At 31.1% G+C, this 14,513-nt stretch carries 11 protein-coding genes; 1 reads left to right on the top strand and 10 read right to left on the bottom strand.

The window, feature by feature from the left end:
- Positions 1-98: 98 nt before the first annotated feature.
- Positions 99-2,099 carry an inverse autotransporter beta domain-containing protein gene (locus tag M9397_RS00775; RefSeq protein ID WP_250259783.1) on the top strand — a complete coding sequence of 667 codons (2,001 nt, stop codon included), beginning with the start codon at positions 99-101 and terminating at the stop codon, positions 2,097-2,099.
- A 151-nt stretch (positions 2,100-2,250) separates the two neighbouring features.
- Here M9397_RS00775 and M9397_RS00770 read toward each other — a convergent pair whose 3' ends face one another.
- From M9397_RS00770 to serS, 10 genes are all read right to left on the bottom strand, one after another.
- On the bottom strand, positions 2,251-2,865 hold the full coding sequence (locus M9397_RS00770) for a UbiX family flavin prenyltransferase (RefSeq protein WP_250227069.1): 615 nt from the start codon (positions 2,863-2,865) through the stop codon (positions 2,251-2,253).
- Positions 2,866-3,240: 375 nt separating this feature from the next.
- The gene (gene kdsB / locus M9397_RS00765) at positions 3,241-4,005 is read right to left on the bottom strand and encodes a 3-deoxy-manno-octulosonate cytidylyltransferase (protein ID WP_250259781.1); all 765 of its coding nucleotides are present in this window, start codon (positions 4,003-4,005) and stop codon (positions 3,241-3,243) included.
- An 11-nt stretch (positions 4,006-4,016) separates the two neighbouring features.
- A complete protein-coding gene (locus tag M9397_RS00760; protein WP_250227231.1) occupies positions 4,017-4,184 on the bottom strand; it encodes a Trm112 family protein in 168 nt (55 codons plus the stop codon).
- Between the two features lie 223 nt (positions 4,185-4,407).
- Positions 4,408-5,421, bottom strand: a complete 1,014-nt coding sequence (gene lpxK, locus M9397_RS00755) for a tetraacyldisaccharide 4'-kinase (protein WP_250227067.1) — start codon at positions 5,419-5,421, stop codon at positions 4,408-4,410.
- Entirely contained in the window at positions 5,421-7,175 is a 1,755-nt protein-coding gene (gene msbA, locus M9397_RS00750; protein WP_250227066.1) for a lipid A ABC transporter ATP-binding protein/permease MsbA, read from the bottom strand. Before msbA ends, lpxK begins: the two co-directional genes overlap by 1 nt.
- A gap of 711 nt (positions 7,176-7,886) precedes the next feature.
- Complete coding sequence (gene rpsA, locus M9397_RS00745; RefSeq protein WP_250227065.1) at positions 7,887-9,584, bottom strand: 30S ribosomal protein S1; 1,698 nt, start codon at positions 9,582-9,584, stop codon at positions 7,887-7,889.
- Between the two features lie 77 nt (positions 9,585-9,661).
- On the bottom strand, positions 9,662-10,384 hold the full coding sequence (gene cmk / locus M9397_RS00740) for a (d)CMP kinase (protein WP_250227230.1): 723 nt from the start codon (positions 10,382-10,384) through the stop codon (positions 9,662-9,664).
- Positions 10,385-10,505: 121 nt separating this feature from the next.
- Positions 10,506-11,804: a 3-phosphoshikimate 1-carboxyvinyltransferase gene (gene aroA, locus M9397_RS00735; protein WP_250227064.1), complete on the bottom strand. Its 1,299-nt coding sequence runs from the start codon at positions 11,802-11,804 to the stop codon at positions 10,506-10,508.
- A gap of 133 nt (positions 11,805-11,937) precedes the next feature.
- Positions 11,938-13,026: a 3-phosphoserine/phosphohydroxythreonine transaminase gene (gene serC, locus M9397_RS00730; protein WP_250227063.1), complete on the bottom strand. Its 1,089-nt coding sequence runs from the start codon at positions 13,024-13,026 to the stop codon at positions 11,938-11,940.
- A 132-nt stretch (positions 13,027-13,158) separates the two neighbouring features.
- Positions 13,159-14,445: a serine--tRNA ligase gene (serS, locus tag M9397_RS00725; protein ID WP_250259779.1), complete on the bottom strand. Its 1,287-nt coding sequence runs from the start codon at positions 14,443-14,445 to the stop codon at positions 13,159-13,161.
- Positions 14,446-14,513 lie beyond the last annotated feature (68 nt).

Raw genomic sequence — 14,513 nt, 5'->3', positions numbered from 1 at the left:
TAATTTTGTATATATTAATTATTTGTCTATAATAACAAAACAATAACGTAAATATACTGCACACATACAATACAAAATATACTAATTAAAATTTCAACATGACGATATTAATTATATTGGGAATAGTATTGCAAATATTTGCATATAACGAAATTGCCTGGTGTAGTACGCTCAAAGAGCGCGCTACACCAAATATCAACAACAACACATTCCACCAAGATGGATTCTATCAACAAGAGATGAAGTTATACACTCACGACCATATACATCATACTCTTAATTTTCATCCTGATACAACGAATAAACTACGTGCCCATGCATATAATTATCTATCTCCATTTTCTTCTACTTACAAATCTAAAATACAACTACAAAACGATTCAATCAATATGTTTCATGCATTTCATACACAACACAACAAATATAAAAAAAACCTATCCTTTATGCAATTAGGGATACATAATCTTTTATCAGAACAAATTTTTAATTTTGGAGGAGGAAAAAGATATCTAACTAATAAGAAATACGCTATTGGATATAATGCTTTTTATCACTGTCCTATTTCTAACAAAATCCATCAACCATACTCAATGAATGTTGGTATAGAATATTGGTTTTATAATACTTTATTCATGTTAAATAATTATTATAATTTAGACAACATTTTTGATCCTGAAACATCATTACAAAAATTTAACACATATTATCCAAAAAGAGGACATCAACTATATATACAAACTAAATTTCCACACTTTTTTGAATTTACTGGAAAAATAAAATTGGAACAATTTATTTATAACAAAAAATACAAAAAAATTTTCAACAAAAAAAATAATGACTATTATTTATCGTTAGATTTGAATTATCAACCGATTCCCATACTAGGTTTTAGTATCAATAATATTTTTTTAAATAAGCAATACAATAGTACCATTTGTAAAATATTAATAGATTACCAATTCGGTATTCCTATTATGGAACAAATTAATTATATGCATAAAAAAAATACATCAATACAAAATAATATTGATACTATAATACAACCATTTATACCTACGATCATTCAATGTCAATACCACCACGATGATATTTCAATGAATGACCATCATCACATTCCACCCTTGCGCTACACTCACAAAATAATAGGGCATCCTGGAGAAATTAAAATAATTCAAATCGAGGACAATAATGATAAATTTGCGCGATGGGATTTTGAATCATTATCAAATCTAGGAGGTAATATTGTTGCAATAACAAATAACACTTATGCGCTCTATCTCCCTAAGTATCCTATTAAACAAGAAGATAATATTTTCATTTCATACATTAATGATAATGTAACACAAGTTCCTCATAAACAAACAAAACAAAATATACGTATTGTAGTAAAAGATTTTTCACAACAAACATTGTTAAATATAAATACACAAAACAATGACGCTTCTGTTGTTAAAATTAATAATGATTCCGGAGTTAACGTCACAGAAAGTATAACTGAACATACATTCATTTGTCATGACGATAATCAGCGTAATGTAATGAACAATGCAAATGTGGCTGCGCCACAGAATAATATCGTATGTAATACTCCATCAGAAAATGATCAGAATACTATAAAAAAAGCCGACGATTGCACTTTTTTAACTCCTCCTCCGCCTCCTCCGATGATTCCTTTTTCTTTTTTAGAAAAAGATTCATCGGCATGTATCGCAGCATCATCAACGCTGAATGATATACTTCCATTATCTACTAGACCCATGTCTCCTAATGAAGGTCAACAAACCTATTCTGGAAACAACACAAATTACAATAAAGAAACTCGTAATCCTTCTTATTATCCTGAGGATTCTAAAATTGTTGAATTAAATCAAAATGATGACTTATCGTATCGGTTATTCACACACAGGCAATCTAAGTTTGCGTCAATAGGTACTACTGAACATATGAATAAACTTGAAAATACTATAAGAGAACGAAGAAATACTAAACACTTAAGTGATATGGAACAAATGTTTGCCAAACTAAATCTTGCGCAATCTTCATCGTCCATCAGCGAAGATTGCGCAACAGACGATAGCAGTGATAGCTTTAAACTCTGATTCCACAAATACGGAAAATATATCACTAGTTTCAGATAGATATATCTAAAAAACTGTTAAACTATTGAGTTAAATTATTTCAAAAAATTACAAAAATCTAATCATTAGTGTATATATACAATATGTATTGATATAGGTAATCAAATGATTTTCAATTTAATTTTATAGTACTATCGTGAGTTCGATGCCGTATGCCTAACCAAGTAGAAGAAACATTATTAGTATCAATGCCAAATAGGTTGAGAGCTCTTGTCACAGTGTAACAAATAATGTCATCTATAGTTTTTGGGTGTGTGTAATACGCGGGAACAGGCGGCATAATTACTGCTCCAAATTCTGTTAATTTAACCATTGTGCGTAAATGCCCCAAATGCAATGGAGTTTCCCTAATCATTAACACCAGTTTACGTTTTTCCTTCAACATTACATCTGCAACACGACCAATCAATGACGATGTCATTCCTGAACTAATTTCCGACATAGTTCTAATAGAACATGGAGCAATTAACATACCTATAGTTGGATAAGATCCACTAGCAACTGATGCGCCGATATCTTGAGGAAGATGCACAACATCTGCTAACTCATATACAGATTGCTTGCTCATATTGAGTTCTTGTTGTAATGTAACCAAAGCATTTCTAGTAACAATAAGATGAGATTCTACATTCATAGAGCATTTTTTTAAAATAGTCAACGCTCGGATCCCGTAAATCCCTCCTGAAGCCCCTGATATTCCCACCACTAGACGTAATCGTTGCTGCATAATTTTATTTTTTTGTACCCCACGTTAGTTAACCAACATAAACAAAATATATGTATCATTGTTTAATGATAATCATACTATATGCAATGCTCACGTTTACTAAAAACATTTCTCAAAATGTCACTCATTAAAAAATTATAAACATATTTCAACCTTATAATCTTCATATTATAAGGAGATATGATAATACCACAATTAATATAATAATCAAAGCAATCCTTAAACCCCATATTAGTGATATGTGCTTAATTATAAACAATAAAAATTAATCAAAATTCCCTATATAATTACTTTTTAAAAATTAAGTAATTTACATTATTAATATGATAAAAACTTTATTCCATATAGTCATAATAAACTATATAAGTAGTATATTTATTTTTTAAATACAGAATTAACATGCATCAATGATTCTGGAGTATTCACACTAATACTAAATACATCATCAATTACAGAAACATGTATTGTTTCTCCGTGCCATAGCACTCGAAGCTGTTCAAGACGTTCAAGTTGTTCCAATGGACTTTTAGTCCATTCAATATACCGACTCAGAAATTTAGTTCGATATGAATAAATACCAATATGACGTAATAACATCTTAGATAATTCACTATCTAAATAATTTTTAAAATCTCCTGTATTCCATGGAATCATAGAGCGAGAAAAATAAAGAGCATTACTATTCGCATTTACAACAACTTTAACGATATTATCATCACATGCTTCTTCGAAAGAACGCAATGGCGTCGCCAAAGTAACCATAGCAGTAGCACTACTCATTGAATACAAAATACTTGCTACTTGACGAATCATGATAGATGAAATCAAAGGTTCGTCTCCTTGAAGGTGTACGATAATTTGATCATCTGAAAATTTATAATTGACAGCTACCTCTGAAAGACGTTCAGTACCTGACTGATGATTAGATCGTGTTAAGCATACCTCACTTTCAGATCGCTCCGATTGAATAACTCTTGCTATACGAGAACTATCTGTAGCAACAATCACTTTATCGGCTCCAGAATCTAAAGCATTTTCCATAACACGAATAATCATAGGTTTTCCATTAATGTCTGCTAAAGCTTTTCCTGGAAAACGCGTCGAAAAAAATCGGACAGGTATAATTACTACAAAATTCATAGTTTACCTTTTTATAATATAAAATTACGAGCATCTTTTTTTAAAAGAACCGGGATTCCTTTTCTTATTGGAAAAGCTAAATTATCAACATCACAAATTAATTCTTTTTTTTCTAAATCAAAAGATAATTTCGAATAACATATAGGACACACAATAATCTTTAATAACCGATATCTCATCATAATACTACTAAACCGATAAATTTTAACTTATATATATTGTACACAAAAAACTATTCTATATGTATTCTATAATTCAAAAAATAATAATTTTTATCATTTAAGTAATGTACTTTACTATATCAACACTTTCATATGCATGAAATCACAGAACACTTTTAAATGTTATTTAATCTTTCTTTATATCATTATCTATCATCAAATGTTGTAAAAAATTTAATTATTACATATTACATTTTAAATCCTTATAATGCCTGATTTTATCCTCCACCGTGCACAATAGGTTATGCGTATCTATCTTATTGATCTTCACTTCTGTATACACATACCACCAATTATCATGAGCAAAATCTATACACTTAACTGCATCTTTTTCAGTCATTAATAATATCTCATCTTTTTTTGTAAGGGATGTTAACATTTTTTCAGAATACACATGATGATCAGAAAACGAAATTGAGCGAATAGGAATAATGCCGTAACTGCGTAAAGTATCAAAAAATTGTGTAGGATACCCGATCCCTGCTATAGCCACAACATTATTTAAAAAATAATAAAGAGGTCTACGTTCTCCTGTTAATATATTGATGACAGCGCTAGGACATAACTGCATTAATATTTCTCCAGATTGTATTTCTACCTCTAATCCATTTACAATAATTGCTTCTACCGTATGCAGTCTGCTAATACGTTCGCGCATAGGACCTGCTGGTAACCAACAACCATTTCCAAATCGGAGCGAACTATTAACTATTACCCATTCTATATCTCTAAAAAGCGCATAATGTTGTAATCCATCATCACTTATTATGATATCCAGTTCTTGCGTGCTCAATAACGCAGCAACTGCATCAGCACGTTTTGGAGCAACAGCAACTGATACTCCGGTTCGTTTCCAAATTAACATAGGCTCATCGCCACATTCCTCACTATGACTATTTGTATCAATAATTATTGGATAACTATTTGATTTACCTTTGTACCCTCTAGAAATTACTCCGACCTTCCAACCACGACGTTTTAACTGTTCTACCAACCACAATACCATTGGAGTTTTTCCATTTCCTCCGATCGTTAAATTACCAATAATTATTATTGGTACCGAAAATCGATATACTTTACGCCATCCACACTGATAACTAATACGATTAAGCGTACTGATTAAACCGTATAACCAAGAAAATGGCAATAAAAATAAATAAAAAAACGATGATTTAAACCAAATACGAACAAACATCAAGAAGAAAATTGTAATTTATATAATTGAGCATACATTCCTTGGCTACGTATTAAGACCTTATGCACACCACGTTCCATAATATAACCATTTTCAATTACCAATATTTCATCTGCATTTTCAACGGTGGATAAACGATGAGCGATAATCAATGATGTTTTATTTTTTTTTAATGTATCCAGAGATTTATGAATAATATACTCTGACTCAGAATCTAAAGAAGAAGTGGCTTCATCGAAAATTAAAATAGGACAATCCCGTAACAAAGCGCGTGCAATAGCAATACGTTGACGTTGACCACTAGATAATAGTATCCCATTTTCCCCTATAATAGTATCTAATCCATTTTTCATTTTAGAAATAAAATCCATAGCACATGCCATACGGGCTGCAGTTTCGATAGATTCTCTAGAATAGAAATTTCTGCGAGCATACGCGATATTATTTGCAACAGTATCATTAAACAAATGAACGTTTTGTGATACCACAGCTATTTGATTACGTAAAGAAGAAAGTTTATAATCATTTAAATTAAAACCATCAAGCAATATGCGTCCTTTATCTATATCATAAAAACGAGTTAATAAGTTTACAATAGTAGATTTTCCAGAACCAGACCGACCTACTAAAGCAACAGTTTTTCCTGATTCAATGGAAAAATTAATTTTAGAAAGCGATGGTGTGTTTTTTTCAGGATAAAAAAAAGTAACATTATCAAAAACAATATGTCCCTGTACTCTTGCAATATCAAGTATACCTTGATCTTTTTCTGTTTCTAAATCTAATATGGAAAACAAAGTTTGACAAGCTGCCATTCCACGTTGAAATTGAGCGCTGACATTAGTCAAAGACTTTAATGGTTTCATTAAAACTATCATAGATGAAAAAATAACAGTAATAGTTCCAGCAGTAAGCATCTCCATAACACTTGGAATGCTAGCTGCATATAGCACGAATGCTAATGCCAAAGATGCAACAAATTGAATCAACGGATCAAAAATAGACGAAGTTTGCACCATCTTCATACTTTGTTGCCTCATACGATTACTGACGCAATTAAACCTATCTTTTTCTGTGTGTTGCCCTCCAAATATTAATACTTCTTTATGTCCTTGCAGCATTTGCTCAGCACTACTAGTTAATTGACCCATAGCACTCTGCATCTTCTTACTAATTGCTCTAAATCTATAAGAGACAAGCTTAATAGTGATGGACACTATAGGTGCAATTAACACTAAAATCAATGACAATTGCCAACTATAATAAAACATCATGATACATAAACCAATAATAGACGCTCCTTCTCGAATCACAGTCACTAAGGCTCCAGAAGAAGAAGAAGCAACTTGATCAGAATCATAAGTAATTCTAGATACTAATGTACCAGTGGATTGTTTTACAAAAAAAGAAACCGGCATATTCATAATATGTTTAAATAATGCACGTCTCATTTGCATCACTACTTGTCCAGATACCCAAGATATACAATAAGTCGAAGCAAAACCACTAAAACCTCGAATACCCATTAATCCCACTAAAGCCAATGGCATCCACACAAATACATCTCTATTAGCTTTTCCAAAACCATCATCAAGTAACGGTTTTAATAAAGCTAACATTAAAGCATCACTTGTTGCATTCAAAATCAAAGTGATAGAAGCAATAACTAATCCTACTCTAAAAGGAAAAATTATTGGCCAAAGACGACGAAAAGTTTGCCAAGTAGAAGAATGGTTTTTATTGTACTGCAACATTTATGTTCCTGCAGTCATAACTTATTTCATACTAAATATTCGAATAAATTGTAATCAACACACCACATAATATGGAATACTTCAAATATATACACCAAGGTTCGTAAAAAATCTTATAAAATAAATATGTATAAAAATAAAAAATACTACACTTGTATACCAAAATTATTTTGGATATACATCAATATATTTCTGATCTTTAGTATATAATAGTCTGTGTAATTAAATGTGATTTTCACGATTCAAAAGAATTTAATGCTTATGCTTACTTATATTTTAACTATTGCTGACTGTAAAAACCGTACTATTTAACCATCAACTATATAAAACACTAATTTAATTTAATATAACTTAAATAAATAAATAGAATTTACTATGCTCATAATATTATATTGTTAATATCAACCAATTTTTATCACCTTTAGTAATAAAAATCAAAGCAACTTACTAAAAATGAAACAAATACACGGCATACAACAATTATAATCCTTATTTTCTATTAAGAAAACGAACCTCATCCTATCTAATATAATATCCTAAACCATCATCCAATTAATTTGATTACCATGTACATTCACATTAAAATTGAATATATGCATCGTGTATACATTAAAATATTTATCCACTTATTTTCTACTTCTTTTTTCTATAAAACGACTTATTTTAACATATTAATAAATTTAATACACAAAAAATTATTTAATAAAATAATTAATCATTTTTAGTCGCTGCTTTAAATGCTTCCGCCATAACACCAGAGAAATTTTTATCTTTCTCTTTGATTTGATTATCAACAATGTTGACTTCTGATTTTTGAATTGGATTGCATATATTACAAGAAGATAAATTGACGATTCTATTTTTACGATCTACCCCATCTAGTGTTGCAAATATATCATTTCCTACACGCAATGACATATACGTTGTTTTTTTATGAATAGATTTATTGTTCGATACAGAAGGAATAGATAAATAACCAATTACAGCATTATCACCCAACGTTACGGTAGCTCCTCCTTTTTCATCTATGGAAACAATCTTACCGGATACCATACTTCCTTTTTTATGAGCAGACAAATACACATTTAAAGGATCTTCCGTTAATTGTTTTATACCCAAAGAAATACGTTCACGTTCTGCATCGACTTGAAGAACTACAGCAATTATTTCGTCACCCTTTTTATACTTATTCACAGCTTCTTCATTAGATAAATACCAAGAAATATCAGAAAGATGCACCAAACCGTCAATCCCTCCTTCTAATCCTATAAAAATACCAAAATCAGTAATCGATTTTATTCTTCCTATAACCCGATCACCTCGATTATACATATCTTCAAACTTCTTCCATGGATTAATTTTACATTGTTTTAATCCTAAAGAAATTCTTCTACGCTCCTCGTCGATATCTAGCACCATTACTTCAACAGATTCTCCAACTGTCACTACTTTGGAAGGATGGATATTTTTATTAGTCCAATCCATCTCAGATACATGTACTAATCCTTCTACTCCATCCTCAATTTCAATAAAACATCCATAATCAGTTAAATTAGTTACTGTGCCTATTAATTTACTTCCTTCTTGATGGCGTTGAACAATAACCGCCCATGGATCTTCACCTAATTGCTTTAAACCTAAAGATACACGAGTACGATCTCGGTCAAATCTTAATACTTTCACAACAATTTCATCTCCAACATTTACTATATCACTAGGATGTTTGACACGTTTCCATGCCATATCAGTAATATGTAATAAACCATCTACACCTCCTAAGTCGATAAAAGCACCATAATCAGTTAAATTTTTGACCACCCCTTTAATTGAGATTCCTTCATGTAATTGATTTAATAATTGATCACGTTCAACACTATGTTCAGATTCAATCACGGCACGACGCGAAACTACAACATTATTACGTTTATGATCTAATTTGATCACTTTAAACTCAAATACCTGCCCTTCTAGAAATGAAGTATCACGTACTGGCTTAACATCCACTAAGGAACCAGGTAAAAAAGCACGTACCCCATTTAATTCAACAGTAAATCCTCCTTTTACTTTTCCATTGATAATACCTGTAACAGTAGTCATATCTTGATATGCCTGTTCTAATAATACCCAAGATTCATAACGTTTAGCTTTTTCACGTGATAACACAGTTTCTCCAAACCCATCTTCTATCGCATCCAATGTAACATCAACATAATCACCAATTGAAATCTCTAATTCTCCCTGAGAATTATAAAACTGCTCAATAGGAATAGAAGATTCTGATTTTAATCCTGCGTCGACCAACACAATATCCTTAAAAATAGACACAACAACTCCACGAACAATAGATCCAGGACAAGTTTCTATTTTTTTTAAAGATTCCTCAAATAGCTGAGCAAACGATTCTGTCATTTCTATAATCTTCAATTTTCAATTAACGTCCACCACATTCCATTTTTCGATGGAGTTATAAAAAAATATAATCATAATTATCCTTGATTATGCGTAGTATTATATAGTACTCTCGGAAAGAATACTAGACTCTCTCTAATATACACAAGTACCTTAGATTTTACTTCTTCTTCAGATAAATGAGTAGAATCTAATATTAATGAATCAATTGCAGGAGTCAATGGCGCTAATTTTCGATTATAATCACGCTCGTCTCGTTCTTTTATTTGTGATAATAAAAACTTTAAATTAACATTAAAATTTTTTTTCCGCAATTGATGTAATCTACGACGTTTTCTTTCATCAAAAGAAGCATAAACAAAAATTTTTAATTCCGCATTAGGAAACACTACTGTCCCCATATCCCGTCCATCAGCAATAAGTCCTGGACATTGACGAAATGTACGTTGATATGCCAATAAATTTTGACGCACCTGTGGAAAAGCGGCAATCTTAGATGCATAATTTCCTATAGTTTCTGTATAAATATCTTCTTTAATTTCTTTACCATTGCATAATACAAAAAAACTATTTTTTCTATTTGTAAAACTTATCTGTATCTTTTCAGCAAGTGCTGCTACTTTTTCTTCGCGATGAATATTAATTTTATTTTTTAAAGCTACTAACGCTAATACTCGGTAAATAACCCCCGAATCTAATAGATTCCACCCAAGAATTTTTGATAATGTCCTAGACAAAGTCCCTTTTCCTGCTCCACTTGGACCATCAATAGTAATAACTGGAAATATATTGCCCACAATTTTCCTCTTGTAGCACGCAATCTTCACTATATAATAATTATTTTAATATTTAAAAATTACTCATCATAACTCTCATATATACGACTCAAATTATATATGAACACCATGACACATCAAATCCTTAATCATATACACTAATACTAGATAATTGTGTAAAAAAATCTGGAAAAGTTTTATCAATACATTTAGGATTGTTAATTATCATAGAAACGTCCGACAATGCCGTCAAAGAAAAACACATCGCTATGCGATGATCGTCGTAAGTATCAATATAAGCCGATTTTATTTTAACTGGAGGAATAATTTGTAAATAATCATACCCTTCTACGACCTCCGCTCCTATTTTACGTAATTCGGTAGCCATTGCAGCTATTCGATCGCTTTCTTTAATTCTCCAATTATAAATATTGCGTAATACTGTAGGACCGTTAATAGAAAACAATGCAACGATAGCAAGAGTCATTGCTGCATCTGGAATATCATTAACATCTAAATCAACAGCACTCAGATCAGATCCACGACTACACTCTATATAATTATCACTCCATTTAATCTTTGCTCCCATCCTTTCTAATATATTCGCAAAATAAATATCTCCTTGCTTACTGTTCCGACCGACTCCTATAACTCGAACAGTGCCTCCTCGAATAGCTGATGCTGCTAAAAAATAAGAAGCACTTGAAGCATCTCCTTCCACTAAATAATGACCAGGCGATTGATATGCCGCATTTCCTTTACAATAAAAAACACGATAATTTTCATGTTGAATATCGATTCCAAAAATTTTCATAAGAGATAAAGTCATATCAATATATGGTCTAGACACTAATACTCCATCTACTTTAATAAGAGTATCTCGAGAAGCTAACGGCGCCATCATAAGCATAGATGACAAAAATTGACTAGAAATACTCCCTTTAATAAAAATTTCGCCTCCACAATATCCTCCATGCAATCGTATAGGAGGATAGCCATTACGCTCCATATACTCAATATGTGCTCCTCCTTGTCTTAAAGCATTTACTAAATGTTCAATCGGTCTATTTTTCATACGAGGATAGCCAGTAAGCACAATATTTTGATTCTTTACAGATAAAGCTGCAATAAGAGGTCGCATAACAGTCCCAGCATTTCTTAAATACAAAATTAATTTACCGTTATTTCTTGATTGAATCAGACCTCCAACGCCATTAATTTCACAAGTTGTTCTATCATTTGAAAGACAATACGATACTCCTAAATCTCGTAAGGCATCTAGCATACAATGTACATCATCACTATTCAACAAATTAGTCAGCTGAGTAGTGCCTATAGATTGTGCTGCTAACAATAATGCTCGGTTTGATATACTTTTAGAGCCAGGAAGATGAATGGTGCCATGTACTTTTCTTATAGGATCTAATTTGATAAAATTATTCACTTTTCACCAACTTTTTATATAAAAATATCTAATCTTTAAAAATTAATAACCTATAATATACCACTTACTATAATAATATTGTGATTGTATTTAAAAATTTAACACATAGCTACAACATAGCAATTGAATCTAATTAACAATATTTTTCAGAAAATAGTTTCATAAATCCAACTAATTTTTGCACACCTTCTAATGTCATGGCATTATATAAAGATGCTCGCATACCCCCAACTACTTTATGTCCCTTTAAACCATATAACCCGAAACATATTGATTCTTTTAAAAAAAGATCATTTAATCTATCGTCTTTTAAAAAAAAAGGAACATTCATATACGAACGATTAAGTAAACTAACATTATTATAATAAAAATTACTAGAATCAATTGTATTATATAACAGAGTCGATTTTTCTTGATTACATTTGTCAATTTCCTCTAAGCCTCCTTGTGCTTTAAACCATTTAAACATTAAACTAGCAACGTACCAAGACATAGTCACAGGCGTATTAAACATTGAACAATTATCAGATAAAACCTTATAATTTAAAATGGACGGGATTGCTCGATGAGGTTCTTTCAATAGATCTTTTCTAATAATTATTACAGTCAAACCAGATATACCAATATTTTTTTGAGCTGTAGCATAAATTATACCAAAACGGTTTACATTAATCGGGCGCGAAAATAAAGTCGAAGAACAATCTGCCACTACTATTTTATCAGAAAAGTTTGGGGTTTCATATACAGCTATTCCATCAATGGTTTCATTAGGACAATAATGAACATAAAGACTATTTTCAGAAACATCCCATTTAGATATAGACTGAATATTATGTAATCCATTTTTTTTATCGACCACATTAATCATACGCGGATCACAATATTTTTTTGCTTCTATTGCTGCATTGTATGCCCAGTACCCAGTAATTACATAATCAACTCTTGATGAAAATGTTTTTAATAAATTCATAGGAATCGCAGAAAATTGTGCACGTGCTCCACCATGACAAAATAAAACTTCATAAGTTTCTGGAATATCAAGAAGATCACGCATATCTTGTTTCGCATCTTGCATTAATTGAAAAAATTCTTTACTACGATGACTGATTTCCATTACGGACATCCCCATATTATTCCAACTATATAATTCTTCTTTAATTTGACTTAACACTTGGTGTGGCAGCATTGCTGGACCCGCGCTAAAATTAAATACTTTATTCATATAATGATCGATCATTTAAATAATTAAATTAATTAAAATAATGTTCTTCAAAATGGATTACTTATCAAAACAATAGTTAAAAGCATAAAACAATGTTTAATAACATATTACTATAGTAAAAAAATTAAGATCCTAATCAATATGTGTTATACCATTCATATAAGGATACAACGCCGAAGGAATAGCCACTCGTCCGTCTTCTAATTGATAATTTTCAAGCACCGCTGCCAACGTCCGACCTATTGCTACTCCAGAAGCATTTAAAGTATGTAACAATCTTGTTTTTCTATTCATTTTTTCTTTATAACGCGCCTTTATGCGACGCGCTTGAAAATCCCCAACATTTGAACAAGAAGAAACCTCGCAATAAGTATTATACGCTGGAAGCCATACTTCTAAATCATATGTCTTGCACGAAGAAAATCCAATATTTCCTGTACACAATAATATTTTCCTATATGGTAATTTAAGTAATTGCAATACTTGTTCTGCATGAGTTGTTATTTCTTCTAATATCTGCATAGATTTATCTGGATGTACTACTTGAACCATTTCAACTTTATCAAATTGATGCGTCCTAATCAACCCACGAGTATAGTGACCATATGATCCAGCTTCATAACGAAAACATGGGGTATGAGCGACCATCTTAATAGGTAATTCTTCTTCTTCAAGAATTACATCACGAACTAAATTTATTAGTGGCACTTCAGCAGTCGGTATTAATGTGTATGGATTAGTTTCGGATTGTAAATGTTGAATATGAAATAAATCTTCATAAAATTTTGGTAATTGACCTGCACCATACAAAGATTCTTGATTCACTAAATATGGTAGATAATATTCTTCATATCCATGACATCTAACGTGTAAATCTATCATAAATTGAGACAAAGCACGATGCAAATGCGCTATTTGTCCTTTCATTACGATAAAACGTGATCCAGTTAATTTTGCCGCATGAGAAAAATTTAAACCATCAGTTAATGCACCCAATTCTACATGATCCCGTATTGGAAAATTATATTGAACTGGCTTACCCCAACGCATAATTTCTAAATTATCTTGATCTCTAAATCCATAAGGCACTTGATCATCTGGAATATTTGGTAAAGATAGCTCATATTCTTTAATTCTATTTTGTAAAGCCTTATTTTCAATTTTAAGAGAAGTTAATTTTTTTCCTAAAATATATGCCTCTTGACATAAAAATTCTACGTTTTCTCCACGAGACTTAGCTATTCCTATAATTTTAGCCTTAGCTTTACGCTCAGTCTGTAAACTTTCAGTTTGTTTTTGTAAAATTTTTCGCAAACTTTCTTGCTGACGAAACTTATTAACATTTAGTATAAACTTTCTGCGCGCGAGCTTTTTAGCGACTAAATCAAGATTACTGCGTAACAAATTAGGATCAATCATTTCTAACCTATACTCTCATGCATCATGCATCAATTTTCACAATAATATATTTTTAAAAACTACAACAA

The organism is Blochmannia endosymbiont of Camponotus sp. C-003 (assembly GCF_023585685.1).
In the GTDB taxonomy this organism is placed as follows: Bacteria; Pseudomonadota; Gammaproteobacteria; order Enterobacterales; family Enterobacteriaceae; genus Blochmanniella.
The sequence above is the reverse complement of the archived record's forward strand: the minus strand, read 5'-3'. Positions and strand labels throughout refer to the sequence as shown.

Excerpts from the sequence above, each read along its gene's own strand:
- M9397_RS00775 (WP_250259783.1), top strand. The coding sequence starts at position 99 with ATGACGATATTAATTATATTGGGAATAGTATTGCAAATATTTGCATAT.
- M9397_RS00770 (WP_250227069.1), bottom strand. The coding sequence starts at position 2,865 with ATGCAGCAACGATTACGTCTAGTGGTGGGAATATCAGGGGCTTCAGGA.
- kdsB (WP_250259781.1), bottom strand. The coding sequence starts at position 4,005 with ATGAATTTTGTAGTAATTATACCTGTCCGATTTTTTTCGACGCGTTTT.
- M9397_RS00760 (WP_250227231.1), bottom strand. The coding sequence starts at position 4,184 with ATGAGATATCGGTTATTAAAGATTATTGTGTGTCCTATATGTTATTCG.
- lpxK (WP_250227067.1), bottom strand. The coding sequence starts at position 5,421 with ATGTTTGTTCGTATTTGGTTTAAATCATCGTTTTTTTATTTATTTTTA.
- msbA (WP_250227066.1), bottom strand. The coding sequence starts at position 7,175 with ATGTTGCAGTACAATAAAAACCATTCTTCTACTTGGCAAACTTTTCGT.
- rpsA (WP_250227065.1), bottom strand. The coding sequence starts at position 9,584 with ATGACAGAATCGTTTGCTCAGCTATTTGAGGAATCTTTAAAAAAAATA.
- serC (WP_250227063.1), bottom strand. The coding sequence starts at position 13,026 with ATGAATAAAGTATTTAATTTTAGCGCGGGTCCAGCAATGCTGCCACAC.
- serS (WP_250259779.1), bottom strand. The coding sequence starts at position 14,445 with ATGATTGATCCTAATTTGTTACGCAGTAATCTTGATTTAGTCGCTAAA.